The organism is Corynebacterium riegelii, assembly GCF_016728505.1.
GTDB classification, from domain to species: Bacteria; Actinomycetota; Actinomycetes; order Mycobacteriales; family Mycobacteriaceae; genus Corynebacterium; species Corynebacterium riegelii.
In genome coordinates this window covers 1,131,520-1,156,260 of record NZ_CP068159.1, presented here as the reverse complement: position 1 = coordinate 1,156,260, position 24,741 = coordinate 1,131,520, and the positions used below count along the sequence as shown (strand labels likewise).

The following is a 24,741-nucleotide window of genomic DNA, read 5'->3' as shown; positions in this document are numbered from 1 at the left end:
TGGTCAACCGTTACACCCCTTAATCGGGCCAGAAATAGACTAAGCGGTACATGGGGTGCTAAGTTCACTCCTCGTACATTCCCGATGCCTATAAAGGAGAACCCTCATGCGCGCATCTCGTATCACCGCCTCCCTGGCGGCACTGACCATCGCAGCAACCAGCCTGGTTGCTTGCTCCAACGAGTCCGACTCCGCTACCGACGCAGCTAGCCAGGACGGCGACAACGTAGTGGTCAAGATTGGCACCACCGACGCTGACCAGCAGGCTTGGTCTGTCTTCGCTGACCTGGCCGCCGAAGAGGGCATCACCCTGGACATCGTGCAGTTCTCTGACTACCCGCCGGTCAACGAGGCCTTGGCACAGGGCGAGCTAGACCTGAACAAGTTCCAGCACATCCTCTACCTGGCTAAGTACAACGCTTCCTCCGGCAAGGACCTGCGAGTGCTCGGCTCCACCGAGATCTACCCGCTGGCACTGTTCTGGAAGGACCACGATTCCCTGGACGGCATCGAGGGCTCCGAGATCGCCATCCCGAACGATGACTCCAACCAGGGCCGCGCCATCAACGTGCTGGTCCAGGCTGGCCTGCTCACCCTGAAGGACGGCGCAGACGAGCTGGCTCCGACCCCGGCTGACATTGACGCTGCTGCGTCCAAGGTTTCCGTGGTTCCGGTTGACGCTTCCCAGACCCCGACTGCCTACAAGGAGGGCCGCCCGGCGATTATCAACAACTCCTGGCTGGACCGCGCTGGCATTGAGCCGACCGAGGCTATCTTCCAGGATGACCCGGCTTCTGAGCAGGGCGAGCCGTACATCAACGTCTTCGCGTCCCGCGCAGAAGACATTGACAACCCGACCTACCTGAAGCTGGCTGAGCTGTGGCACGACCCGGCTGTTGCTGAGGCTGTGCAGAAGGACTCCCGCAACACCGCTGTTGAGGTTGAGCGTCCGAAGGAAGAGCTCAACGAGATCCTCGACCGTCTGGTTGCAAACGAGAAGTAAGAGCTGTAATCCATGGCTAACACCGGCACCCGGGTCGAATTCCGGGACGTAGAAAAGGTATTTAAAACGGGCGGCCGCGAGGTCAGGGCGGTAGATGGGGTCACCCTTACCGTTGAGCCCGGCGAAATCCTCGGCGTCATTGGCTACTCGGGTGCCGGTAAATCAACGCTTGTGCGTTTGATTAACGGGCTTGATCAGGCGACTTCGGGGCAGCTGCTTTTAGACGGCACCGATGTGGTTGGCAAGTCCGAAAAAGACTTACGCAAGATCCGCCGCAACATTGGCATGATCTTCCAGCAGTTCAACCTGCTGTCTTCCCGCACCGCGGCGGCCAACGTGGAGTACCCGCTGCAGCTTGCGGGCATGGACAAGGCCGCGCGCAAGGCGCGTGTGGCTGAGCTGCTCGAGTTCGTCGGCCTGTCTGATCGTGGCCAGAACTATCCGGAGCAGCTCTCTGGCGGCCAGAAGCAGCGCGTTGGCATTGCCCGCGCCCTGGCCACCAACCCATCGCTGTTGCTTGCAGACGAAGCGACGTCCGCCCTTGACCCCGAAACCACCGAAGAGGTGCTGGGTCTTTTGCGTCGCGTCAACGAGGAGTTCGGCATCACCATCGTGGTGATCACCCACGAGATGGACGTGATCCGCGCCATCGCCGACAAGGTTGCGGTGATGGAACAAGGCCGCGTGGTTGAGTACGGCAGCGTCTATGAGGTGTTTTCCAACCCGCAGACCCGTGTTGCCGAGCGCTTTGTCTCTACCAGCCTGCGCAACACGCCAAATGAGGTTGAGGAAAAGCAGCTGCTCAACGCCGCACCTGGACGCCTGTTCACGGTGGACCTGACCGACAACTCCGGCTTTTTCGGCGCTGCTGAGAAGGCTCGCGCACGCGGCGTATCGGTGCAGCCGGTCCACGCCGGTATTACCACCTTGCAGGAGCACAGCTTTGGCAAGATGACGGTGCGCCTCAACGGTGATGACGCCGCAATCAATGAGTTCCTGCACACCCTGCAAACCACCACCGATATTCAGGAGATCACCCGATGAGCGCAAACGTGAACGAGTTCCTCCTTGCGGAAGCCAACTGGGAACGCCTCGGCCCGGTGTTCATCGAAGCGATCGGAGACACGCTGTGGATGGTTGCCATCACCATGGTTGTGGGCGGCTTCTTCGGCCTGGTTTTAGGTGTGTTCCTCTACACCACCCGCTCAGGCGGCATTCTGCAGAACCGCTTGGTGTACACGCTGATCAACGTGGCCGTGAACTTCTTTAGGCCGATCCCGTTCATCATCATGATCGCCATGCTCTACCCCATCACCCTTGCGGTGGTGGACACCACGATCGGCCGCGCCGCCGCAACGTTCGTGATGTGTTTCTCCGCTACGTTCACCGTGGCCCGCATCGTGGAGCAGAACTTGGTGGCCATTGATCCGGGTGTGATCGAGGCTGCACGCTCCATGGGCGCTGGCCCGTGGAAGATCATTCAGTCCGTGATCCTGCCGGAGGCGCTTGGCCCGCTGATCCTGGGCTACACGTTCATCTTCATCGCCGTGATCGACATGTCCGCAATGGCGGGCTACATCGGCGGCGGCGGCTTGGGTGACTTCGCCATTGTGTATGGCTACCGCCAGTTCGAGCCGGCCGTAACCTGGGCAGCGGTGATTGTCATCGTGGCCGTGGTGCAGCTGGCACAGTTTGTGGGTAACTGGCTGTCCAAGAAGGTTATGCGCCGCTAGCCACCCAGCTTCAGGCCTTAGCTTCAGGCCTTAGCCGGCCGCTACCATGAGGTGCGTGAAGATTGCGGTATTCGACTTTGACGGCACCTTGTACCACCGCCGCCCAGACGGCACCTACAGCTTCAACCCACAGGATTTAGAAGCAATCAGCGCCTGGCGCGACAACGGAAACCTGGCAGTAGCTGCCACGGGCCGGTCGCGCTCGGCGCTTACGTTTGCAATGCCCCCGGAAGACGCGCTGGTGTTTGATTACCGCGTGTTGTCCAACGGGGCGTCTGCAACCACTGGCAACGGCGATGATCTGATCTACGCCTACCCCATTGACACGGATATTCTGCGAGCCGCAGTCGAAAAGTTCGGTGACACCGAGGGCGTTGCTATTTTTGGCACCACAGTAGGTCCGGTGGATGGCGCGTTTAGCGTCAACACTAAGACTGGAGACTTGTTCACGGACCACTTTGCGCACATGACGCTCTCAGAGATTCCGGATCACACGTTTGCAGTCGTGCCGATCCGTGTGACGGATCCTGCGTTGAGACGCCGCGTTGTCTCCTGGGCCGAACAATTCCCCCAAGTCACCGTGGCACAGAACCTGGATTACGTGGACATCATGGCCAACGGCCGCAACAAGGGCACAGGCGTGCTTGAGTTGCTTGAACACCTGGGCATCAACCGCGAGGACGTGGGGATCTACACGTTCGGGGATTCCTGGAATGACCTTGATATGCACGCCATTGCGGATCAGTCTTTCAGCTTTACGCACTCTCCTGCAGACGTGAAAGAGGCCACCGACCACGTCATCGAGGCTGTGGCCGACGTGCTCAACGGCCTGGCGTAATGGTGTCCACGACCCAGCCCTTGCCGGTCTTCGGGGCCTTGCCGCAGGAATCCACCACGCCTTCGATGTCCTTTTGGCGTAGTTTCACCTCGCACTGGTGGCCAGTGTCTCGGTCGATCACGGTCACAGTCGCGGTTGCGCCCTCAACGGTGTTGTCACGCACCTGTAACTGATCAATCCCCACCTGGATGCCCTGGTGGGACAGTGCAGCCGCAACGGCGATCTCCGCGGTCTGCTCTGGCGGAGTCAGCGTGCCGCGGCCGCGGTTGCCGGGCACGAAGAACAGGCCATCATCGGCGTGCTCCAACATCGCGGAGGTCGCCTCACGGCTCATATGTCCGAAGCTGAACGCCCACGGCATCAGCATCATCGTCGGGGCAAACCTGTGGCCCTTGATGTGGGAAGTCTCCCACACCTCATCACCACGCCGCAGTTCATTGACCAGCGGCCGGCCCTTGACCGCACAGCAGGTGTCGCGCTTGCCGTGTGTACAGATCAAAAGCAGGGGCTTTTGGCGTAGTTGCGCCCCGTTTTTCCCCACCCCCGACAAATCCAACCCCAGCACGTCCTCCGGACCGTCCACGTGCAACACCTCGGTCACACCCTGGTCGGCGAAGACAAGGTAGACGTGGTGATCCGTAATCTGACGGGCTTCTCGTGTGGAGTGGCGGATCAATAGCAGCGTGGCGTTGTAGCGCTCCATGTGCGCTTTGAGCTTGGCGGTGAGTTCCTCACCGAACGTGCCGCCGTCAAGAACGTCGCGGCTCCACGCTCCCGGCCATTCGAAGAGTACGTAGGTCGAGCCGGGCTTCGCGGTTCCGGGCAAGGCCTCAACCGCAACATCTGAGCAGGGCGGAGTAAGGGAAGTCATACCTCACACCATACTGTCTAACGTTTTGATAACCATTCCTAATTTTCATACTTGTAGTTTTGCCCAGTACGCGGCGTTGGATAGCGTGAAAGCATGTTTGTTGCTGGGCGTACGATTGCGGTGTTAGTGGGGACCTCGCTCTTTTTGGGTGCCTGCGCTACTGACACTCCCCCAGTCGCCGGTCCTCCAGTCGCCGGTCATGGACATCAGGCACAAGGCGTGACAACTGCTCCAGCCACCCCAACCCCCACTGCAACCCCCACTGCCGTCTTAGCGGGCATCAACCGCAACAAGGCAGATCACAACCCAAACCTCTCCCCTGAATCCCAACGTCCATCTGAACCTGCCCAACTTGCGGTCTCTCAAGTGCGGGTGGACACCCACGATGGTGACAGCGGTGTTGTTGATCGCATTGAGGTGCAACTAGAAGGCGACGGTGAGCCCGGCTGGTTTGTGGATTACACCTCAACCCCAATGAAGGTTTCCGTAGGCAAGCCCCTGACTATAGACGGCCAGGAGTTTCTCAACATCAACGTCGACGGCACCATCCACCCCGGCGAGATCGGCGTGGACACCACAGAGCTTGTACAGATGGCCAACCCGTCTGAAAACGTGGTTGCCGTAGTCAACGGCGGCACTTCCGAAGGCCGCAGCCAGATCGTGGTGGGTTTGCACAACAAGGCGCCGTATTCGGTACAGATGCTGGAAAATCCGAAGCGCCTGGTTATTGATATCCAGCGCTAATACTGCGCGGCACCGCTAGTACACGGCTTCCACGCGCCAGGCGCGCCGCGTCCACACCAGCAGCCAGCCTGTGACCTCACCGGCGCGCTCGCCTGCTGACTCACCGCCGAGCTGACCGACAACCTGCATGCGTGCCGCCTTGTTGTGCTGCGCCTCATGGCCCCACCACCCCTCATCTACCGGCCACGGACCCGCCCATGCGGTAACCAGGTATTTCTTCTCGCCCCACTTGAGTGCGTAGGGCTTGGATGACAGGAGGGCTTCAGCGGTGACGGTGATGGGGTTGGCGGTGGCGTCGATAAGCAGAATGCTCGAAGCGGGGTGATCGATGCCGCCGCCGAGGCGCGCGGGCAGCGGTGCGGGGATGGCGCCGGGCCAGGTGTGGTCGGTGGTTTCGGGTGGGGCTTCGCCGAAGGGGACAAGGCGGATGCGTTCGGCGACGCCACGGCCGCCAACCAGGCGTGGTTGGACAACTGCGTCGATACCAAGCTGGGACTGCACCCGCTCAATGACGCGGCGCGCGCCGTCGGATGATGCGCCTTGGGACCACAGCTCGCCCGCGATGTCTGGCTGGGCGAGTTCGAGTGGCTCCAGGATCAGTGAGGTGATCGCGCCAGCGCCGCCGGAGGTCAGCCAGCCGTCAAGCTGCCAGCGCACGCGATCCGCCGTGGCGTGCTCGGTGAGTGCTTCGCGGGTGCGCCAGATGCGTTCCACACGGGTGCCGTCTGCGAGTTCCGCGATAACTTTCAGGCGCAGGCAGTTGCGGCCAGTTTCTTTGAGACGCTCATGCAAACTCGCGGCGAGCGCGCGGGCGGCGAAGGCAGCGGCGTCTACACGTTCGATGGGATCTTCAGGGATGATCGCCACAGCGAGGTCCTCTGTGGGTATCTCTGGTGCTACTCGACGATCCGGCGCAGCCACCGCCACCCGATGAATATGCATGCCGTGCGCACCGAAGCGTGTGGTCATTGCGGCAGGTGGGATCTCAGCAAGCTGGCCGAGCGTGGCAATGCCGAGTTGGCCCAGCGTGCGCACAGTCTCTGGGTCGGCGGCAAGGGCGGTCTCTGCGGTCAGGGTAGTAATCGGATGGTTGGCCAAAAACTCACGAGATTTTTGTGGCGGCACGATCTGGGAGGTACGTGCGGCGATCATGGCGGTGGCGATCTCATCGGCGGCACCGGCTTGGGTGTCGATGCCGCGTCTCGACACTGCGTCTATAAGCATCTCCAGCGCCACATCTTCACTGCCGTGAAACTTGGCGGCGGCCTCTAGATCCACAACCACCAAGCCCGGACGCAGTACTTCTACGCTTGCGGCGACGTCATCCAGGCTTGCGGCAAGGGAGGCGAACATGCGGCCGTCACGGTCCGGATTATCGTCAATAACCGTGAGCTCCGGTGCGGCCGCCTGGGCGTTTCGCACACGCATGCCGCGGCGAATACCTACGCGACGCGCCGCCTGCGAGCACACCTTAATCCGATGCTGGCTGGCAATCGCGATGGGTTCTTCCAGCTCATCGTCATGTTCCAGCTTTGCCGCCTGCACCGGCCAATCCGGAAACCACAGTGCCGCGACCCGCATGGTTTAGGGCACCGCCCGGAGGTGGGTTGGTTGTTTCTTTGGCTGTTTCTTTGGGTGTTTTTGTTGCTTTTGGCCGAGCGTGACCGTGGTGCTGGCCGGGCGAGCACCTTTACTCTCAGCGCGCACGCGCAGGTCAATGCCGTTGATGCGGCCCAGGCCCTCGCCGATGCCGCGAAAGCCTTCGATGTGGCCGGTGATGGTGAGTGCTGGCGAGGGCACCGTGGTGTTGACGGTCAGCAGCGCCGCGTTACCTTTACGCAGACGCGCCAGCAAAGGACGCGCACGCACCGGCGTGAGTTCGAGCTGAGTTCTCGTGCGCAGGACAACCAGGTCCAGGCCTTCTGCAAGTACGCCCGCTACGGCGATGTCTTCAATCCCTGGGTCCGGCACTGCGATGATGCGTTCTAACCCTTCTGCAGGGATTGCCGCGTATGACAACTCCGGCCACCCAACCACACCAACGTGCCCGCCAGCAGCGGTAACTTGGTCGATGATCTCCACGATCAGCGCCGGAGTGTCACTACAGTGCGTGACCGCCTGCTTGGGCAACCCGTTGTTAGGCAGGACCTGGGATAATGATCCTTTGACAGTGAGGGTGCCATGCTTTTCGACGACCGGGCGCACCACCTCCCCACCCAACGCCGCCATCTGGGCACGCAACTGTGCGATTTGTTCAGCCCGACTTGGGTGTTCTGCCCCCGCGACCTCCTCCGGGAGCGCCGCGAGCGATCGAATAGACGTTCCACTCACAGCGTTTAGTATGCACTCCACCCAAAACACAGGCAAGCGACAAGGTCGAACAGGTTTTCTACACTATTTCGATCAGGTCCTGCTGCGCTGGATCATAAACATAGTTCACAATGCCACCCGACAGAATCAGGTCCACTGCATGATCAATCACCGGGAAGGGAACCAAGAACCACTCGTTCGCACTCACTGCGCCGCCCGCGGAATCCACAATGGACGCGTCCAACCGTGCGGAGGCGAACACTCGGTGAAGCAGGTGCTCCAGTGCTGAAGGCCGCAGGTTATAAGCGCGATAATCCGCGACTACCTCGACTGGTGCCATGAGGTACGTCGGGCTCTTTTCCGCGCCGCGGATACGCTTAGCCACCGGAGTGGTGGAGAACCCGATCTTGTACAGATCCTTCAATCCACGAATGTCTGGGTGGTCACTGAGTGAACGCAGCACGTAAATGTGTCCGGTCTCTACATCGGCATCACCGATCTCACTGACGTCAAACCCCGTACGGGTAACAGCAAATCCGCCCTGCTCCCCCATTCGCGCCGCGAAGGACTGTCGGTACATGGCGGATTCAGTGCCGTTCTCAAACACCACGCGGAGGCGCTCCTTGCGCTGATCTTTATGCTTCAGGCTCTTCATCTCAGATTCACCAACCTCCGCGATGAAGGCCATGACACCGCGCAGGATGAAGAAGGCACCGGGAATGATTGTCTGGGCACCCTCAAACTTGGTCAGAGAGTAGGTGCCCTGTTCAAGCTCTGCGTGCTTCTGTTTGAACAAAGGCTCAAACTTTTCAAAATCTTTGCACCGCTTACGCAGCTGGCGGTCCGATTCAATCGGCGTATCCCGCTTTTGTGGCAGTGAGGACGTGTCAAAGATTCCACCTGCGTTGCCAATCAGATCAAGGGGGTCCGAGTTCAGCAGATCATCAACAGAGGTTGGTACTTGTTCTGTTGCGAGCAGTCCGTAGGTATCCATATCTTCAAGAGCCTCAATTTTGAAGTTGCTCGCCCGGATCCCGGTTAGGCGCGCACCAAGCTTGCGCTCTGAGATGTTCATCGTCTCCGGGTCAGGTTCGCGGCCTTCTTTTTCGTAGAACTCCACAACCTCTTGGAACGCACGCTGAAGCCTGTCAGTTTCCGTTACCGGCAAGGGTTTTTCTGGTGTATCCAACAGCCCTTCATCGTCGCTTGCGATCAGGGCATCAAGTTGCGCAAGAATTGCATCATCTGTCATTACTGCTCACCTTCCCCAAGCTGTGCGGCTTCTGCCTGCTGCTCACTTCTGCGCTCATTTGCAGCTTTACGCACTACCAAGAGTGCTTCTGCTAGCTGCTTTTCCTCTGCGTCATCAGAGCGTCGGTCGGGATGACGCCCCTCCGCTCTCACCCACGCCTGAACCTGTGGGTATAACGCCATTGCTTCCTCAAGGCTCATATCAATGCGGGTTGTTGCAATCGCATCGGAGATCAACGAAAGCACGCTTGGCGTGACGGATTTCGACAAGATTTCGAAGGCACGCTGGAACGGATTAATGCTGTCAATCAGGTTGATGTTGAGCTCATCAATGTTGACAAACTGGTTCGCCATCTCGATGAACCGCTTGTCCCCAACCTCTTTGACCTCACCGGTCTTAATCACCGAATCAATGACCACGCGCTGACGGACCTGCTCAACCTCATCGTCCGAGAGGTCCGGGTACTGCTCACGAATAATCTTCGGGATGAGCACTTTGTTGGTGGTCTGGGGATCAAGTTTGCCTACAGCTGCGCGTGCAAACGTATCGTCCTGGAGGATCGTGGCCTTGAGATCATTGAGGTCATTGGAAACAATCTGTCGCACACGATCCGTGGTGAGCTCTTTGAGCCCTTCAATCTTGACCGTGTTGCCTTCAGAGCGCTCATCAGGGTTGAGCTTTGGCTTGAAGTCAAAGTTCTGGGCTAGCACCTGTTCCATCAACAGTGAGGCAGTGATTGCCTTGAGCATGTTGTTGACAGAGATGGTCACTTCGCTCTGTGCTGCGTCGGGTTCAGCCAGAAGGTTGGTGAATTGTGCATGCCTCTTGCCTTCGCTGTCACGTGTCACACGCCCGATGATCTGGATGATTTCAGTCAGTGAAGAGCGATATCCAACGGTGAGCGCATGCTCTGCGAATGGCCAGTCGAAGCCTTCCTTCGCCATGCCAAGGGCAATGATGATGTCCACGGCATCGCGGTTCTTGGAAGCAACGTCGGTCAAATACGTCAAGGTATGCGCACGTGCTTTCTGGTCCGTGTCATCTACAAGATCCGCAACGCGAAGTGTCTCACTAAACCGGCCTGGGTTGGTGAGAGGGCATGATGTAACACAGGAGGAACATCATGGCTATCAGCCCTTACGACCAGGAGACCCGCCAGCGGGCGGTGCGCCTGTATTTCGAGGAGCTCGCTGACGGCGCTTCATCCAAGGCAGCCGCACTACGCGCTGTCGAAGCTGTCATCGGCATCAAAACATCGACTATCCGCAACTGGGTACGCGCAGAAGAGAAGAAGGTAGACGCCGCCGTCGAGCAATCCGATGCCGAGAAAGACGCGGAACTTATCACCCTGCGCAAGGAAAATGCCCGGCTCAAAGAAGCCAACGAGATCCTGAAACTGGCCTCAGCTTTTTTCGCCCAGGCGGAGCTCGACCGCAAACTAAAGTGATTGTGGACTTCCTCCGCACTCACCGGCACCTGTATTCCATCGAGCGGATGTGCCGCGTGCTCAATGAGCATGAATACGCTATTTCACCAGCAACGTTCTACCGCTTCCAGGCCCGTGGTTTCGGGCCCACCCCTGCCGAGCTGGATGAGGCTTACACCGCGCACCGGCTCTTTGAGCTGTGGCGGGCCAATCGGCGGGTCTACGGGCGACGAAAACTATGGAAAGCCGCCCACCGGGCAGGCTGGAACATCGGCCGTGACCAGGTGCAACGCCTCATGAATATCCTTGGAATCGCGGGTGTACTCCGACGCAAGACCACACGCACCACCGTTGCTGATCCCTCCGCCGAGCGTTTCCCGGATCGTATTCAACGGGCCTGGTCGCAGGCTCAGCGTCCCGATCAGTGGTGGGTCGCGGATTTCACGTATGTGCACACCAGTTGCGGTTTCAGCTACGTGGCTTTTGTCACCGACGTGTTCACCCGTGAGATCCTGGCGTATGTCGTGGACACCCGAGCCACGAAATCTTTGGTCATCCGTGCGCTGCGACAGGCACTGGCGATACGCCAGCGCCAGGACCCGTACTTTGATTCGGCCGGGGTGATCCATCACTCGGATGCGGGCTCACAGTACACCTCCACAGATCTCCGCCGGCTGCTGGCCGTCCACCAGATGGATGGGTCCATCGGCACCGTCGGCGACGCTTACGACAACGGTCTGATGGAGTCAACGATCGGGCTGTACAAGTCTGAACTCATTGATTTCGAAGCGGGGACGTGGACGAACTGGAGTGAGGTGGAACGCGCCACAGCCGGATGGGTCCACTGGTATAATCACGAGCGGTTGCATTCCTCGCTCGGGCATATCCCGCCGATCGAGCACTACACCAACTACCAACGAGAAAACCACGCAGGCCTTCACGCCGCGTAACACGCCACTCTCAAAAAGTCAGGCCGATTCACACCGTTGTCTCGACGGCGGACGAGGATGATGCCGGTTTCTTCCTCTTGGCCGATCACTTCACCGATGGTGTCAATGATCTGGCCGACTTCTTCGATCTTGTCCTTGGTGGATTCACCCGAGTTCACGTTGGGAATGTGCAGGATCGTTTTCTTGTCTAGATCCAGCACTTGGTCAATCGCATCGGTGTAGCGACCTTGGTAAAAGTGGTGGCCGATACCTAATGATTTCAGGTACTGGTAGCCATTGAGCTGGTCGTAATAGTTGAAGGTGACGGAAGTAAACTTCGCTTCATCCTCCGGCAAGAGCACCGGCACGGTATCCCCGCGGAAGTACGAACCTGTCATGGCAACGATGTGCGCATCAGAGCCGTTCATCACTTCACGCAGCAAGTAGCCGAGGCGGCTGTTGTCTAGGTCGGCTGCTGAGACATGGTGGAACTCATCGATTGCAAGCACTGTGCCATTGAATGCGTCTGGTGTGAGCTTTTCAAATGCGAAGCGCAAGGTGGCGTGCGTGCATACGAGCACCGCGTCAGGACCTTCCAGGAAGCGGATAAATTCTGCGACCTTGCTCTTGCTACTACCCGGAGTGCAGAGATTGTTTTCTGGTTTGATGTCCCAGTCTGCATAGAACCCGTGGGAGCGCAGATCAGTCGGTGCAAACGAACCACCGATGGAGCGCTCTGGCACTGCCACAATGACTTTCTTACGGCCCTGGTGGAAGAGCTTGTCCAGTGCGACGAACATCAGCGCACGTGATTTACCCGATGCCGGAGGAGCCTTAATCAGGAGGTACTGCGCACCACGTTGTTCGTAGACGCGGCGTTGCATTTCACGCATACCGAGTTCATCAGTACTTACCGAGGTTCCTGCCTGCGCATACTCAACCTGAATAATGCTTTCACGCGCGTTTGGATTTCCTGTTACTGCAGCCATTATTTCGCTCCTGCCTGGTCAGATTTTTTCACCGTTCTACGGCTACGTTTTGCGGCTTTCGCAGCTTCTTCGGCTGCAATCATTTCCTCGTACAACTCGAAGAGATCCGAAAGACGTGCCTCATCTGACTCGTAAGGTTTCTTGGAATACAGCGAATCCACTAAAGCATCGTTCGCCTCGTGTGCTTCGCGCAGGTTCCGCGGCATCGCCTCTGGGTCGTAGAGCTCTGCCAGCGTCTTTTCGCAGTGGTACTCACGCACATCCAGGATCCGCAGCGCAGTTTCCGTGAGTTGGTCTTTGTACTTTTCGATTCTCTTAGGAACCGGGAAGTTGTTGTAGACGATGGTGTTTGAATAGCGGTAGTCGGTCTTCATCTTCCCGCCGACGGCTCGAACCCAAGCCATATGCATCTTTGAAGTGAGCAGCACAAACAGCCACGGTTCAGCGTCGTAGACCGCGAACGCAGCATTCGAAATGACGGTGTCCGGTCCGAGATACCCCATGGGGATATAGTCTCTTCGCTCAGAAGAAACCCTCGGCACAATGATGGAGTCTGTCTTTCCGCCTTTTTGCTCACGGAATTTCCAAGGTTCGGATGCCTTTTTACGTGTGCCAGCATCACTGCTGGAAAGCCGCTTAGCTTTCACTCTCTCAACCCGTTCACGAATCGGGTTGATGTCCAAGGCATCTTTCCTCTCTTCGTCCAAAATCTAGAGACAGTACCGTTCCTCGCCGTTGATAAATTCTTGACTGCCTAAAATTCGTCGAACAAATCGACTCGCATTTGGGTGATTCTCAACAATCCACTTCTCTTCGGCCGAGTTGAGAAGGAGGTTCCCACCGTCCATTGCCATGTTGCCGAATGTCATTTTCGGAAATATAGAACTCAGAGGCTTAGTACGCCGTGCAATCGAAATATTCCGCGCATCAGCCAAATAGCCGTTGATATTGCCCGCCTCTGTTTTTAAGTCATCGATGAATATGTACTTCGGCTGACTCGAGTTCGATCGCAGGCCAATCACAACAACGGTTACCCCCGCATTATGAGCAGCGTTGTTTTCCCACTTGAATGAGGTGTAAGCAAACCCGCTTTCGACGCCCATCTCAAAGGTCATTGGAAACAAGAGTCCAACATGCTCCCCTTGAACTACCGAGTTGGTTGACACCAATGCGAGTTCTGCCGATGTCCCTGCAATGTAATCAGCGCCCTTGATAAACTAGAGAGCAATGTAGTCGAGATTTTTGTTAAACGGGCGATCCCCGAAAACAAACTTGTAATCTTCTTTTTGCTCAGCGGTTTGTTTCTTCGAACCAGCGTACGGCGGGTTTCCAATGAGGTACACTTCTTCCTCACCTTCGTTTGGACACACCGCATTCCAGTCCATGCGGGTCGCATTCCCTGCATGAACTTGGCCGGTTTCTTTCAGAGGGATAAGCGGAATCGCCACCTTGAACTGACGCTCAAATTCACGGTTCATTTGGTGCTTTGCAATCCACATAGAGAGGATCGCAATCTCCACAGCAAAATCATCAATCTCGATGCCATAGAAGTTCTGCAAGATTACCCACTCATGGAACACGCCGCAGGAGACACCAGCCACGTGGCAGATCAGCTTCGGGAGGATCTCGTCCACCCAGCCTCGCCTAGGTTGGATGGCCTGCCGCGCTATGTGAATCCGCACGGTAACGAAAACAGGATTGCTGCGACCTTAGACAAGATCGACCTGCTCGCCGAACGCCAACGCCAAGCCCGCGAATACCTCGACTGGTTCCTCCCCGCCTGGGGTTTGCTGTCGGAGGATGACAGGTTTGTGCTCGAGGCTTTCTTCCTCGGCGACGGTCCACAAGAAGACGACGTCAACCTGGTGTGCGACCACTTCTACGTCGAACGCTCCACCGCGCACCAGAAGAAGTCACGGGCGCTGGGGCGGTTGGCGACGGCATTGTATGGGCCGAGTGGACTGTGAACCCACCCGCCAAAAGGTGCCGGCAAACGCGGATGACTTGCCCCAAACCAGCCCGTAACGTAGTAAGCGGTTGACAACTAGGCCAAGACCCCCAGACGCTCGGTAGCCCGTCTGGGGGTCTTGCCGTATTCGTGGGAGGTGGGTGTGGTACCGAGGAAACCGAAACGCCCCTGCTCCGAACCCGGCTGCCCAGAACTCACCGACCACCGCTTCTGCCCGGCTCACGCTCGTGCAGAAGACGAGCGGTACCGGACGTATCAGCGTGACCCTGCGATCAACAAGCGCTACGACCACCGCCGGCGCAAAATCCGCAACGCCTACATCCAAGCCCACCCGTTGTGCGAACAGTTCCAGACTCAGGGGCGTGTGACGCCAGCCCAAGAGGTTGACCACATCGTCCCGCTCGAAGATGGTGGCACGCATGATGAGGCGAACCTGCAAGCCTTGTGTAAGCCGTGTCATTCGTCCAAGACTGCGCGTGGTAACGACAGGTGGAGATACCGACGGCATGTGTATAAGAAATAATATGAGTAAGTTTGAACTGGGAAAGTATCACTGTTTTTACGGCGATGGCATGGGAGCGGGAGTAGCTGACTCCATTCGCTCTTTATTCCAATAATCACTCTGTTCAACAGGCGCTTGCGTTGATGTTGGAGAGTCCTGCACTGGAGTAGCTTGCCGTGAATAAAAGGCAAGAAAAACTATCCCGATCACAAGGCAGATAATAAATATTGCGACCGATATAGGCAACCAACTCCTCTTTATCAGGCTCATTTAATACCTTGGAAAAGATTTTTTACCGCGTCATCGAAAGGTGTAGAAATCAGTAACTTACTTCCTGAAGTTGTACGGCGAGATGTTACACCGAAAACATGTCCCAGATTCGCATCGATTCTTGTTCGTAGCCAGGGGCCTCCACTTGCTCCACCGGTCATGTCGCAGGGCATTATCATGTCGCTGGACCAGAAACGCCACTTCTTGGTATTCCCATCACAGTAGTAAGGAGTTGTGCCATCGTAGGGTTTTTCTGCAGGCCAACCCCATATTCTCACTCCAGTTTGATTGTGTCCATAGTTATAAGCAAGTCCATTGCCACCAACTGTAGCCACTAGGGTCCTTCCGTTTCGAGGATGCACCGTGAAGAATGCTTGGTCGCGCGAAAAATCTGATGAGTTAGTCCATCCTGTAAACGTGTATGCCGTCTTCCAATTCCACAGACCGTATCCTGACGCGCCATTGTAGTAGGCAGGGGCGAATGCAATGTTTGAATGCCATCCTTCCCCTTTTCCCCCATGTACGCATTGGCCAGCGGTAGACACCACGTTTTTCGTCGGACCGTTAATTGCCGAACCTGAGCACACATAGTTTTTACCCTTATAGCTGAAAAATACTTTTCCAGCTGTTGAAGGTACTACGGCATTCCGAGTTTGTTGTCCTGGCGACAATTCGGGGTACACAGGATCTGACAAATCTTCTCCTAAGCTCAACCTTTTAGATCGCTCATCGGATGGGTTCGTATCGGTTTGATAAATTCGGGAGCTAATTTGTCTGCAGGAATTGCAGATCGCATCTTTTCTTCCGTCCAATAGCCTGTCGGATCTAATTCCCGAGCAGATGATCTTGACAGATCAACAGAGGGCGCATTGGCTGATACTGGCTGGTCACCTGTGTCGTCATCTGCAATTGGAGATGCGTGGGCAGGTGGCATCACGAAGCCTACAAACAATGCTAAGGTAGCGAGCAGAGCACTAACAGGTAGAGCTTGACGTCGAATTCTCATTATAACCCCCCATAATCTTCCCGATTCCACTCTTACTCTAGGTGGTTTTTAAGTAATGGACAAGGGTCTAAATGGGTCTGCTGAAGGTTTGGTTGAGCCCAGGGTTTATGCCGCCAGTGTAGTGGTGGGGGCCATGATTGCCTCGTACTCGACGGGGGTCAGTTTGCCTAGGCGTCGTTGTCGTCGTTTGCGGTGGTAGATCCCTTCGATCCATGCGACGATCGCCAGTCGTAGCTCTTGGCGGGTGGTCCAGCGTTGCCGGTCGAGGACGTTCTTCTGCAGGAGCGCGAAGAATGACTCCATAGGAGCGTTGTCACCACACGGGCCAACACGTCCCATGGAGCCGCGCAGCCCGAACTTCTTGAGGGCTTTGCGGTACTTCTTCGACCGGAATTGCGAGCCGCGATCCGAGTGCACGATCACGCCTTTCGGGAAGCCACGGTGATAGACGGCCATCGTCAACGCATCGACAGCGATCCGGGCCTTCATCCTGGGCTGGATAGAGTAGCCGACGATCTTGTTGTGCCACAGATCCTTGATCGCACAGCAGTACAATTTCCCCTCGTCAGTCCAGTGTTCGGTGATGTCGGTGACCCACACCTGGTCAGGGCCATCAGCGACGAACAACCGCTGCACGAGGTCATCATGGACCGGCGCGCCGGCCTTGCGGTACTTGCGTTTGCGGCTGGTGATCCTCGAGGAGATCCCCGCAACGTGGCACAGCCGCCACACGCGCCGCTCCGAGATCTGGTAGCCCAGATCGTGGAGGTCGTCAGCCAGCACACGGTAGCCGCCCTCGGGATCGTCCTCGTGGAGTTCGTGCAACACCTCGTGGAGTTCGTGCAACACCTCGATGAGGTGCCCCTCTTCCTGCTGGCGAGCAGAAATCGGCTGTTGGCGCCACTGGTAGTACCCCTGCTCAGAGAAGCCCAGTACCCGGCACGCCACCGCCACCGGCACCCGTAGCGGGGCGTTCTAGGCGGCCATCTCGCGGACGAGCGGGTACATCATTTTGGGGTCCGCAGATTCGCCTGCGAGAGATACGCCGCCGCGCGACGCAGCACCTCGTTTTCCATCTCCAACTCGCGGATCCGCTGCATCGCGGCCGTCATCTCGCGGCGTTCCTCGACGTCTGTGGTCGGCGTGAACCCGAGAGCCCGGAACCGGTCGTCCTTGACCCACGTCTGCAACGCGGACTTCGAGACTCCAAGGTCTCTACACACTTGCTTCTGCGACAAGCCGCTGTTCACCAGCGCCACTGCGTCACGCTTGAACTCGTCCGAATACATTCTTGGCACGATCGCCATCCTTTCAGTACGACCCTTCCAAAGTCATGCGGTCTTGGACTCAATCGAACCTTCAGCAGACCCCTGCTTCGCCAAGAAGCAGCGCGCCCTTGCCCGCTTCGCGCGTCTCTTGTTCGGCAGAGACTGAAGCATTGGCGCGCATGAGTGTCGCAAAGAGGGGATGACTTTCAGGGTGTGCCTGTCGCATGCTGTAAGTGGTTGAAAAGTAGGTCCCGACCCCCAGACGAATCATCACGGTCCGTCTGGGGGTCGTTGCCATGAACGACAAGGGGCGGTGAGACGGATGCCTTTCAAACCCAAGCGCCCGTGCTCCCAGCCCGGCTGCCCCGAGCTGACCGAGACGCGGTTCTGCCCCGAGCACGCCCGCGCCGAGGACACCCGCTACCGGACCTACCAGCGCGACCCGAAGATCAACCGACGCTACGACCACCGGTGGCGAAAGATCCGCGCGGCCTACGTCGAAGCCCACCCGTTGTGCGAGGACTGCCTGACCCGTGGCCGGTACACGCCCGTGGCTGAGGTCCACCACGTGATCCCGCTCGACCACGGCGGCACCCACGACGAGTCGAACCTGCGGAGTCTGTGCAAGCCGTGCCACTCGCGCCAGTCCGCGCTCGATGGCGACCGGTGGCGGCAAGCCCCTCGGGTCTACAGCTACTAAAAAGCGCTGTGTGCCCGCCTGTCGCGGCCTCCCTGCTGACCTTCACCTGTGCCAACTTCGAGGCCGCTGGCCCGGCACGAGGCGACGTGGCGCGCTTGCCGAGGGGGTGGGGGCGAGCGGATCTCCACAGCTGGGCTGCTCCTCAGCGGGCGGGGCCAACCGTGCGCAAAACCGCCGAATCAAACGGGGTATTGACCCCTTCACGCCCTCCACACCAGGGCACGATGCCCCAGGAAGGAGGCGAGACCATGGCCAAAGACGGCACCAACAGGGGCGGACGCAGGGTGCGCGCTGGGGCGAAGCCCGAGGCGCTTTCCGACAAGCTCGCCTCAGGTCGCCCCGCCACCCGGCTCACGACACCTGCCGAGCTCGATGTGTTCGACCTGGACGGCACCGACATCGGCGATGGTGCGCTGCTCGCAGGCGAGCCGATGCCAGAACCCGGCGAATATCTGTCGGCTGAGCAGCGTGACGGCCAACCGCTCGGCGCGGATTTGGTCTACCGGGAGACGTGGAGCTGGCTGGATGAACGTGGTTGCACCGAGTTCGTCTCCAAACGGCTCATTGAGCAGTACGCGCAGGCGTTCGCCCGCTACATCCAGTGTGAGCAGGCGATTTCCAAGTTCGGTCTACTCGGCAAACACCCCACCACGGGAGCTGCGATCGCCAGCCCGTTCGTGGCCATGTCGCAGTCGTTCGGCAAGCAGGCCAACGTGTACTGGTACGAGATCTTCGACATCGTGCGCGCCACCTGCACCACCGACTACTCCGGCACCACACCAGGCGATGAGGTCATGGAGCAGCTGCTCAAAGCCTCCTCCTAACGCCCCACGACCCCTTGTTTCGTTTCTGGCCTGCCCGGCACCCGGGCGGGCTTTCTTGTTGTTGTTCGCTTTTGTGAAAGGAGCCCTCCGCGTGTCTGTAGTGCGAAGTGCTGAATCTGTGTGTATCGGCCACCCCGACAAGCTGTGCGATCTGATCGCAGACCACATCCTCGATGACATCCTCACCCTCGACCCGACGGCACGCGTGGCCGTTGAGGTCATGGCAACCGGCAGGCGCATCATCGTCACCGGCGAGATCACCACCACCATCCGGCCGCAGCTGCGCGCCTGCACGCGGGAGGCGCTGCGACGCGCCGGGTACAACCCGAACCGGTTCCTCATCTACGTGTGGGTGCGCCGACAATCCGCCGACATCGGCGCAGGCGTCACCACCTCCATCGAGGCGCGTGCGGGTGACGAGTCGGCGTATGCGAGCCTGGGGGCGGGCGATCAGGGCACCGTCTACGGGTACGCCACGAACGAGACGCCCCAGCGCCTGCCGCTGCCGCTCGTACTCGCCCACGAGATCTGCCGCCGCCTCGATACAGCCCGCACCGACGGCACCATCCGTGGGATCGGCCCCGACGGCAAATCCCAGGTCAGTGTGGTCTACGACGAGCTGGGCACCCCGGTCGGCATCGACACCGTGATCGTCTCCATCCAGCACGATGCGAACAAAGACACAGGTGTTCTTGAACGGGAGGTGCGCACGCTGGTCGTCGCTCCCGCTATCGAGGCGCACCTGCCCGGTGCCACGGCTGAGCGCGTGTTGGTCAACCCGTCGGGACGGTTCGTCACAGGTGGCCCCACCGCTGATACCGGGCTGACCGGGCGCAAGCTCATGGTCGACACCTACGGTGGGCTCGGCCCGCACGGCGGTGGCGCGTTCTCGGGTAAGGACCCCTCCAAGGTCGACCGGACGGGTGCGTACATGGCGCGCCTGATCGCGAAAACCGTGGTGGATGCGCGCCTGGCCGAAGAATGCCACGTCGCTATCTCCTATGCGATCGGTAAGGCCGACCCGGTCGCGTTCCACATCGACACCTTCGGCACAGGTCAGCACTCGGACTGGCTGCTCACCGACGCCGCCCAGGCGATCTTCCCGCTGCGACCGGCCGCGATGATCGAACGCCTCGGCCTTAGAGCCCCCATCTACGCGAAGCTTGCCACCTGCGGGCACATGGGCCATGGCCTGAGCGAGTGGGAATGGACACTGCCATATGCCGACAAGCTCAAGACGGAGGTGACCCGCCGTGCTCATCAAGCAGCTACCCATCAGTGAGCTCAAGCGCGCCGACTACAACCCGCGTAAGGACCTGAAGCCCGGGGACGCGGACTACGAGAAACTCAAGCGGTCGCTGACCGAGTTCGGTTACGTCGAGCCGGTGATCTACAACCACACCACCGGCCACGTCGTCGGCGGCCACCAGCGCCTGAAAGTACTCGCTGATCTTGGCCACACTGATGTTGACTGCGTGGTCGTCGAGCTGGACGAGACCCGCGAAAAGGCCCTGAACGTCGCGCTGAACAAGATCAGCGGCGACTGGGATGAATCCAAGCTGGCCCTGCTCATCGCCGACCTGGACGCGGCTGACTTTGATGCCGAGCTCACCGGCTTCGACGATGACGAAATCCAGGCGATGATTGGTTCCCTCGACGATGACGAGGTCACCGATGACGGCTTCGATCTCACCGCCGCTCTCGAGGCCGCATCGTTCGTCAGGCGCGGGGACATCTGGACCATCGGCAGGCACCGGCTGGTCTGCGGGGATGCCACCAACGCAGACGATGTCGCGGTGCTCATGGATGGCAAGAGCGCGAACCTGGTGCTCACCGACCCGCCCTACAACGTCGCCTTCGAGTCCTCCGACGGGCTCACGATCAAGAATGATGCGATGAAGGCAGACTCCTTCTACGAGTTCCTGCTCACCGCGTTTACCAACATGGCGGGCGTTCTCGACAAGGGCGGGTCGGCGTATGTGTTCCACGCCGACACCGAAGGGCTGAACTTCCGCAAAGCGTTCATCGACGCCGGGTTCAAACTCTCCGGCTGCTGCATCTGGGTCAAAGACTCCCTCGTGCTGGGACGCTCGCCGTACCAGTGGCAGCACGAACCAGTGCTCTACGGGTGGAAGCAGGGAGCCAAGCACAAGTGGTTCGCTGACCGGAAACAGACTACGATCTGGAACTTCGCCAAGCCGCGTAAGAACTCCGACCACCCGACCTCCAAGCCGCTGGACCTGCTGGCCTATCCGATCCGCAACTCCACTCAGGCCAACGCGATCATCCTCGACACGTTCGCTGGCAGCGGTTCGACCCTGATGGCCGCCGAGCAGACCGACCGCATCGCCTACCTCATGGAGTTGGACGAGAAGTACGCCTCGGTGATCCTGCGCCGCTACGCCGAGGCGACCGGGGATGCGGCCGGGATTACCTGCCAGCGAGGCAACACCCAGTACACGTACCTGGATCTGGTCAAACAGGTCGACCGCGACCGCGAATAAAACCCCGCAATATGCAGGCAAAACAGGGGCGTGAAAATGAGCCGTTGATGAGGGCAAAAACGACTGGATAAGCGGAAAAACGTATGGCTGTATGTACATGACCAAAAGCACCCCCACACCTGGGGGAACCGAGCGAAAAGGACTGGTCATGAGTGAATTACACATCGAAATCAGCGAGCTCATCGCAGCCGGAGTCAACGTCTACGACCCCGAGGAAACCCTGCGGGTTGCCAGAGCTCGCGGCTACCAGCTGGTGGTGCGCGTGATCGAATACGACCCGACGCGTTTCCTCAGCATGGTGGCCGCCTGGTTCGAGAAGGAGGTCGTGGCATGAGCATCCTCGCCTTCACCCCGCACAAAACGGGCAGGAAAAAGCTCGCCCAGCTTCTCGCCGATCACCTTGGCACCGAGGTCACCTATCTGGGCACGCCCTCGTTTGCCTACCAGATCGCAGACGCCACGTTGGATCGGGACTGGACCCTCTACCTGCCAGATGGCATCGAGGCGCAGGCCGTGCTCGAGTCCGCACACAAGGCGGGCTTTGAAACCGCCGACCCGGGCGAGGTGGCGTTGACGGTCACGATGCCCACCACCGGGTGGAGTGAGCGCACTCGCGCCAACCTCGAAGCGCTCCTAGCGGCCAAAGGGCCACTGATCGCCAAGGCCCTGGGCATCCCGGCCACACCCGTGCAGTTCAACGATGACGAGACCGTCTCGTTCCCGTGGTGTGAGTCGATTACGCCGGAGACGGCACGCGAGGCGGTGATCCCGCTTGTGGCAAAGCTCTGCCAGCGCGCCCAGGAGGCAACCCGGATCCGATCCACGCCGCCTGCACCGGGCAATGACAAGTACACGATGCGCTGCTTCCTGCTCTCCCTGGGCTTCATCGGCCCCGAACACAAGCAGGCACGCCGCATCTTGCTGGCAGGCCTGGAAGGCGACGCCGCCTGGCGCACCCCGGTAAGCAGGAAGGAGAACTGACGCATCAATCGCAACGCCTGACCTGCTGGCACCCGGAAACCCTGCCACGAGCGGGGTTTCCCCTCGTCACAAGCCTTGATTCTCCACGGTCTCCGAGTGCTGTAGATCCCAAAAAATAGTGCCTGATCTGGGCAAATACGACTGGATAAGCGCCCGCACCTATGGCTGTATGTACATGACAAAAGAACAGCCCCTCAGGAAAGGACAACAGCCATGAACACCACCGAGAAGCTCACCACCGAAGCCCTGCAGATGCACGTCGACTCCTACGGGGCGATCCTCGCACACGGCGACTACACGCTGGCCACCTTCGCGACCTGGACCAAGAAAGACGGCTACGGCAACAGCGCCCAGGTCTACCGCCTCACCGAAGCCCCGATCGATGGCTTCGGCCCGAACGCACGCGGCCGCAGCGAATGCGCCCTGGAGCTCATCGCCGAGGCCGACCACCTTTTCGCAGACGCCGGGCACGCTGGGTGATGAGGTGGAAGCCTGCACTAAACGCGTTCGCGATCACCTTCGCCGGACGGTTCGAGAGAACCACCCACTAATGAAAACCGCCGGACCCCACACACCGTTCATCGGACAGACCCGATCATGCCAATTGTGTATACCCAGGAGTTCAAGCAGCGGGCGTTGCGTTTGATGGAGGATCATCTTCAGGACACGCAATGCTCGCAGTGGTCGGCTGCCCAGTCGGTTGGTACGAAGCTTGGAGTCTCACCGCATACGATGCGGGGATGGCTGAAACAGGCCCGACGTGATGCCGGTACTGAGCCGGGCGCGACTACAGATGAGCTCGAAGAGCTGAAACGGCTACGGCGGGAGAATCGTGAGCTGCGGCGGGCGAACGAGATGGCGGATTCAACCGGTGGTCGCAACGAGTTCCGTGAACTTCTCCGATGGTGTCAGATATCCGAGCGTCTTGCGCGGTCGGCCGTTGAGCGAGTCCTGAATCGCGGTCAGGTCCGCGCGGCTAACGATGCTCAGATCGGTGCTCTTCGGAAGGTATTGACGTAGCAACCCGTTGGTGTTCTCATTGCTGCCCCGCTGCCACGGGGAGTGCGGGTCGCAGAAGTAGATCGGGATCCCGGTTGTGGCTGTGAACTCGAGGTGCTTGGCCATCTCCGCGCCCTAATCCCAGGTGATCGTCCGCGCCAGCGACGACGGGAGCGCGGTGATCGCTTCGCGCATCGCGGCCTCCACCTTGTCTGCACTCTTCCCATCAGGCAAATGCAGCAGGAGCGTGAGGCGGGTGCTGCGTTCGACGAGGGTTCCGACGGCGCTACGGCTGTTCTCACCAAGAATGAGATCGCCTTCCCAATGCCCGGGAACGGCACGGTCCTCGACCTCAGCGGGGCGCTCGCTGATCATGACCATCCCTGGCAGACGGCCGCGCCGATCCGTTGCCGTTCGCGCCTTCCTGGCCGTGCGTCCCGATCTCAGGCAGCGGGCGAGTTCTCGGCGCAGTTGCCCGCGTCCCTGTACGAACAGGGACTGATAGATCGTCTCGTGGCTCACGTGCATCTCCGGGTCGTCGGGATGCTCCAACCGTAGGCGGGCAGCGATCTCCTGCGGCGACCACAGCTGCTTCAACTGCGCTGTCACGGTCTCGAGCAACCGGCCACCGTCAAGCTTGAACGGCTTCGGCCTGCGGGCCTGCTCCCGGGCGTCCTCATGCGCCCGCCACGCCGAGTACTCCTCGCGTCCGCCGCCCCGCTTGACCTCGCGGCTGATCGTCGACACCGCCCGCCCGAGGCTGCGCGCGATCGCAGTGAGCGTGTCACCGCGGGCGAGACCCACGAGTATCTCCTCGCGGTCGAAGACCGTCAGATGACCCTCGCGCGGCTCCCAGCCGAACGGTTTCCCGTCGAGGTGACGCCCTTCCCTCGCCATGCGGCCGACCATCGGCGCCGTGCACCCGATCTCGCGAGCGATGTCGATGAGTCTCCATCCCTTCGAGTGGAGACGGAGCGCGAGCTGCTTCTGCTCACGACTGAGATGACCATGCTTGCCCTGCAACCGATGCCTCCTGAGATCAACGTCTGCTTCATCTCACAGCACCCATTGCGTTGACCGGTTGAATCCGCCATCTCGTTCGCCCTGCGCAGCTCTTTATTCTCTCGCCGCAGACGCTTCAGCTCATCGTCTGCTAACTCGCCGGAGCTGCCCTCGACGCCGTGTGACGGCCCTGAAGGCTTCAACCAATTATTAAGCGTGTGCGCGGAGACACCGACCTTGTCACCGATCTCAACCGCCGCACCCCACTTCGAGCACCCTTCAAGCTCAACAAATTCCTCAGCCAGACGCACCGCATTGGCCTTGAACTCATCACTGTACTTCCTTGGCATGATCCCAATCTTTCTCTAGAAACGATCGGAACCAAACCCAGGACGCTTCACTTCGTAGAGAGCCACGGCATTACGTTTGAACTCTTCGGAGTACCTAGGCATGGCGGTAGATTACCTTTCTTCCCAACCCGACAGGGTTGGATATCAGGTGTCTACCCCACGGGGGTCAGATCCTTCTACGGTCAATCCTGCTTTCACAGCTTCCTCGGTCAGGATGAATTAGGGTAGCCTATCTTTGTCTGTGTGAGCGGCGTTGGTATGATCACGCCGT

22 protein-coding genes and 6 pseudogenes are annotated in these 24,741 nt (G+C 59.3%); 16 read left to right on the top strand and 12 right to left on the bottom strand.

The window, feature by feature from the left end; all coding sequences use genetic code 11:
• Window positions 1–106 precede the first annotated feature (106 nt).
• Genes I6I71_RS05410 through I6I71_RS05395 form a run of 4 tightly spaced genes read left to right on the top strand, consistent with a single transcriptional unit; the run spans window position 107 to window position 3,574 of the window.
• On the top strand, window positions 107–1,003 hold the full coding sequence (locus I6I71_RS05410) for a MetQ/NlpA family ABC transporter substrate-binding protein (protein WP_201822848.1): 897 nt from the start codon (window positions 107–109) through the stop codon (window positions 1,001–1,003).
• A gap of 12 nt (window positions 1,004–1,015) precedes the next feature.
• Complete coding sequence (locus tag I6I71_RS05405) at window positions 1,016–2,047, top strand: methionine ABC transporter ATP-binding protein (protein ID WP_052205299.1); 1,032 nt, start codon at window positions 1,016–1,018, stop codon at window positions 2,045–2,047.
• Entirely contained in the window at window positions 2,044–2,736 is a 693-nt protein-coding gene (locus I6I71_RS05400) for a methionine ABC transporter permease (RefSeq protein ID WP_414017448.1), read from the top strand. Before I6I71_RS05405 ends, I6I71_RS05400 begins: the two co-directional genes overlap by 4 nt.
• 55 nt (window positions 2,737–2,791) lie before the next feature.
• Window positions 2,792–3,574, top strand: a complete 783-nt coding sequence (locus tag I6I71_RS05395) for an HAD family hydrolase (RefSeq protein WP_236587414.1) — start codon at window positions 2,792–2,794, stop codon at window positions 3,572–3,574.
• Here I6I71_RS05395 and I6I71_RS05390 read toward each other — a convergent pair.
• Window positions 3,558–4,445, bottom strand: coding sequence for a sucrase ferredoxin (locus tag I6I71_RS05390; RefSeq protein WP_201822832.1), 888 nt, complete (start codon window positions 4,443–4,445; stop codon window positions 3,558–3,560). The genes I6I71_RS05395 and I6I71_RS05390 overlap by 17 nt on opposite strands.
• A gap of 219 nt (window positions 4,446–4,664) precedes the next feature.
• Between I6I71_RS05390 and I6I71_RS05385 the strand changes: the two genes are divergently transcribed.
• Window positions 4,665–5,189, top strand: coding sequence for an AMIN-like domain-containing (lipo)protein (locus I6I71_RS05385; RefSeq protein ID WP_201822829.1), 525 nt, complete (start codon window positions 4,665–4,667; stop codon window positions 5,187–5,189).
• Window positions 5,190–5,204: 15 nt separating this feature from the next.
• Here the strand turns inward: I6I71_RS05385 and I6I71_RS05380 are convergent, their stop codons facing one another.
• The 4 genes and pseudogenes from I6I71_RS05380 to I6I71_RS05365 form a co-directional block, all read right to left on the bottom strand.
• Window positions 5,205–6,770, bottom strand: a complete 1,566-nt coding sequence (locus tag I6I71_RS05380; protein ID WP_201822826.1) for a Y-family DNA polymerase — start codon at window positions 6,768–6,770, stop codon at window positions 5,205–5,207.
• A 3-nt stretch (window positions 6,771–6,773) separates the two neighbouring features.
• A complete protein-coding gene (locus I6I71_RS05375; RefSeq protein ID WP_236587413.1) occupies window positions 6,774–7,520 on the bottom strand; it encodes a hypothetical protein in 747 nt (248 codons plus the stop codon).
• A 58-nt stretch (window positions 7,521–7,578) separates the two neighbouring features.
• Window positions 7,579–8,751 (bottom strand): GIY-YIG nuclease family protein, encoded by a 1,173-nt coding sequence (locus I6I71_RS05370; RefSeq protein WP_201822823.1) that lies wholly within the window; start codon window positions 8,749–8,751, stop codon window positions 7,579–7,581.
• Window positions 8,751–9,821, bottom strand: a pseudogene (locus I6I71_RS05365) (DEAD/DEAH box helicase); the annotation flags it as partial. The gene I6I71_RS05370 and the pseudogene I6I71_RS05365, both read right to left, overlap by 1 nt.
• Before the next feature lie 50 nt (window positions 9,822–9,871).
• Here I6I71_RS05365 and I6I71_RS05360 point away from each other — a divergent pair.
• A protein-coding gene (locus I6I71_RS05360) for an IS3 family transposase (RefSeq protein WP_414017452.1) occupies window positions 9,872–11,127 on the top strand; the annotation gives its coding sequence in 2 pieces (ribosomal slippage) (window positions 9,872–10,157 and window positions 10,157–11,127; 1,257 coding nt in all).
• A gap of 2 nt (window positions 11,128–11,129) precedes the next feature.
• On the opposite strand, the pseudogene I6I71_RS05355 reads toward I6I71_RS05360, so the two are convergent.
• Window positions 11,130–12,095 (bottom strand): annotated as a pseudogene (locus I6I71_RS05355) (DEAD/DEAH box helicase); the annotation flags it as partial.
• A pseudogene (locus I6I71_RS12200) lies at window positions 12,095–13,654 on the bottom strand (class I SAM-dependent DNA methyltransferase); the annotation flags it as partial. The pseudogenes I6I71_RS05355 and I6I71_RS12200, both read right to left, overlap by 1 nt.
• A gap of 90 nt (window positions 13,655–13,744) precedes the next feature.
• On the opposite strand from I6I71_RS12200, the gene I6I71_RS05340 reads away from it, so the two are divergent.
• Window positions 13,745–14,062 (top strand): hypothetical protein, encoded by a 318-nt coding sequence (locus I6I71_RS05340; RefSeq protein WP_236587409.1) that lies wholly within the window; start codon window positions 13,745–13,747, stop codon window positions 14,060–14,062.
• A 144-nt stretch (window positions 14,063–14,206) separates the two neighbouring features.
• Window positions 14,207–14,587 carry an HNH endonuclease gene (locus I6I71_RS05335; protein WP_083278868.1) on the top strand — a complete coding sequence of 127 codons (381 nt, stop codon included), beginning with the start codon at window positions 14,207–14,209 and terminating at the stop codon, window positions 14,585–14,587.
• A gap of 245 nt (window positions 14,588–14,832) precedes the next feature.
• Here I6I71_RS05335 and I6I71_RS05330 read toward each other — a convergent pair whose 3' ends face one another.
• The 3 genes and pseudogenes from I6I71_RS05330 to I6I71_RS05320 all read right to left on the bottom strand — a co-directional run bounded on the left by I6I71_RS05330 (window position 14,833) and on the right by I6I71_RS05320 (window position 17,140).
• Window positions 14,833–15,531, bottom strand: coding sequence for a trypsin-like serine peptidase (locus I6I71_RS05330; RefSeq protein ID WP_201822820.1), 699 nt, complete (start codon window positions 15,529–15,531; stop codon window positions 14,833–14,835).
• A 14-nt stretch (window positions 15,532–15,545) separates the two neighbouring features.
• A complete protein-coding gene (locus tag I6I71_RS05325; protein WP_201822813.1) occupies window positions 15,546–15,842 on the bottom strand; it encodes a hypothetical protein in 297 nt (98 codons plus the stop codon).
• Between the two features lie 105 nt (window positions 15,843–15,947).
• Window positions 15,948–17,140: pseudogene (locus I6I71_RS05320) on the bottom strand (IS3 family transposase).
• A 292-nt stretch (window positions 17,141–17,432) separates the two neighbouring features.
• Between I6I71_RS05320 and I6I71_RS05315 the strand changes: the two are divergent.
• From I6I71_RS05315 to I6I71_RS12255, 8 genes and pseudogenes are all read left to right on the top strand, one after another.
• A complete protein-coding gene (locus I6I71_RS05315) occupies window positions 17,433–17,810 on the top strand; it encodes an HNH endonuclease (RefSeq protein WP_070447350.1) in 378 nt (125 codons plus the stop codon).
• A gap of 224 nt (window positions 17,811–18,034) precedes the next feature.
• Window positions 18,035–18,634: a P27 family phage terminase small subunit gene (locus I6I71_RS05310; RefSeq protein WP_236587408.1), complete on the top strand. Its 600-nt coding sequence runs from the start codon at window positions 18,035–18,037 to the stop codon at window positions 18,632–18,634.
• A 91-nt stretch (window positions 18,635–18,725) separates the two neighbouring features.
• The gene (gene metK / locus I6I71_RS05305; protein WP_102217308.1) at window positions 18,726–19,916 is read left to right on the top strand and encodes a methionine adenosyltransferase; all 1,191 of its coding nucleotides are present in this window, start codon (window positions 18,726–18,728) and stop codon (window positions 19,914–19,916) included.
• Entirely contained in the window at window positions 19,888–21,138 is a 1,251-nt protein-coding gene (locus I6I71_RS05300; protein ID WP_201822810.1) for a site-specific DNA-methyltransferase, read from the top strand. The genes metK and I6I71_RS05300 overlap by 29 nt, the downstream gene beginning before the upstream one ends.
• A gap of 148 nt (window positions 21,139–21,286) precedes the next feature.
• Window positions 21,287–21,472 carry a hypothetical protein gene (locus I6I71_RS05295; RefSeq protein WP_034375438.1) on the top strand — a complete coding sequence of 62 codons (186 nt, stop codon included), beginning with the start codon at window positions 21,287–21,289 and terminating at the stop codon, window positions 21,470–21,472.
• Window positions 21,469–22,119 (top strand): hypothetical protein, encoded by a 651-nt coding sequence (locus I6I71_RS05290; protein ID WP_201822806.1) that lies wholly within the window; start codon window positions 21,469–21,471, stop codon window positions 22,117–22,119. The genes I6I71_RS05295 and I6I71_RS05290 overlap by 4 nt, the downstream gene beginning before the upstream one ends.
• 213 nt (window positions 22,120–22,332) lie before the next feature.
• The gene (locus tag I6I71_RS05285; RefSeq protein ID WP_201822803.1) at window positions 22,333–22,599 is read left to right on the top strand and encodes an Nmad4 family putative nucleotide modification protein; all 267 of its coding nucleotides are present in this window, start codon (window positions 22,333–22,335) and stop codon (window positions 22,597–22,599) included.
• A 117-nt stretch (window positions 22,600–22,716) separates the two neighbouring features.
• A pseudogene (locus tag I6I71_RS12255) lies at window positions 22,717–22,959 on the top strand (transposase); the annotation flags it as partial.
• Between the two features lie 24 nt (window positions 22,960–22,983).
• Here the strand turns inward: I6I71_RS12255 and I6I71_RS05280 are convergent.
• Window positions 22,984–24,027: pseudogene (locus I6I71_RS05280) on the bottom strand (IS30 family transposase).
• On the bottom strand, window positions 23,949–24,470 hold the full coding sequence (locus I6I71_RS12250; protein ID WP_414017447.1) for a transposase: 522 nt from the start codon (window positions 24,468–24,470) through the stop codon (window positions 23,949–23,951). Before I6I71_RS12250 ends, I6I71_RS05280 begins: the two are co-directional and overlap by 79 nt.
• Between the last annotated feature and the right edge of the window lie 271 nt (window positions 24,471–24,741).

Coding starts and splice junctions, on each gene's coding strand:
- I6I71_RS05315 (WP_070447350.1), top strand. CDS start 17,433: ATGCCTTTCAAACCCAAGCGCCCGTGCTCCCAGCCCGGCTGCCCCGAG.
- I6I71_RS05380 (WP_201822826.1), bottom strand. CDS start 6,770: ATGCGGGTCGCGGCACTGTGGTTTCCGGATTGGCCGGTGCAGGCGGCA.
- I6I71_RS05285 (WP_201822803.1), top strand. CDS start 22,333: ATGAACACCACCGAGAAGCTCACCACCGAAGCCCTGCAGATGCACGTC.
- I6I71_RS05410 (WP_201822848.1), top strand. CDS start 107: ATGCGCGCATCTCGTATCACCGCCTCCCTGGCGGCACTGACCATCGCA.
- I6I71_RS12250 (WP_414017447.1), bottom strand. CDS start 24,470: ATGCCAAGGAAGTACAGTGATGAGTTCAAGGCCAATGCGGTGCGTCTG.
- I6I71_RS05370 (WP_201822823.1), bottom strand. CDS start 8,751: ATGACAGATGATGCAATTCTTGCGCAACTTGATGCCCTGATCGCAAGC.
- I6I71_RS05325 (WP_201822813.1), bottom strand. CDS start 15,842: ATGAGAATTCGACGTCAAGCTCTACCTGTTAGTGCTCTGCTCGCTACC.
- I6I71_RS05295 (WP_034375438.1), top strand. CDS start 21,287: ATGAGTGAATTACACATCGAAATCAGCGAGCTCATCGCAGCCGGAGTC.
- I6I71_RS05400 (WP_414017448.1), top strand. CDS start 2,044: ATGAGCGCAAACGTGAACGAGTTCCTCCTTGCGGAAGCCAACTGGGAA.
- I6I71_RS05390 (WP_201822832.1), bottom strand. CDS start 4,445: ATGACTTCCCTTACTCCGCCCTGCTCAGATGTTGCGGTTGAGGCCTTG.
- I6I71_RS05310 (WP_236587408.1), top strand. CDS start 18,035: ATGCCCCAGGAAGGAGGCGAGACCATGGCCAAAGACGGCACCAACAGG.
- I6I71_RS05290 (WP_201822806.1), top strand. CDS start 21,469: ATGAGCATCCTCGCCTTCACCCCGCACAAAACGGGCAGGAAAAAGCTC.
- I6I71_RS05405 (WP_052205299.1), top strand. CDS start 1,016: ATGGCTAACACCGGCACCCGGGTCGAATTCCGGGACGTAGAAAAGGTA.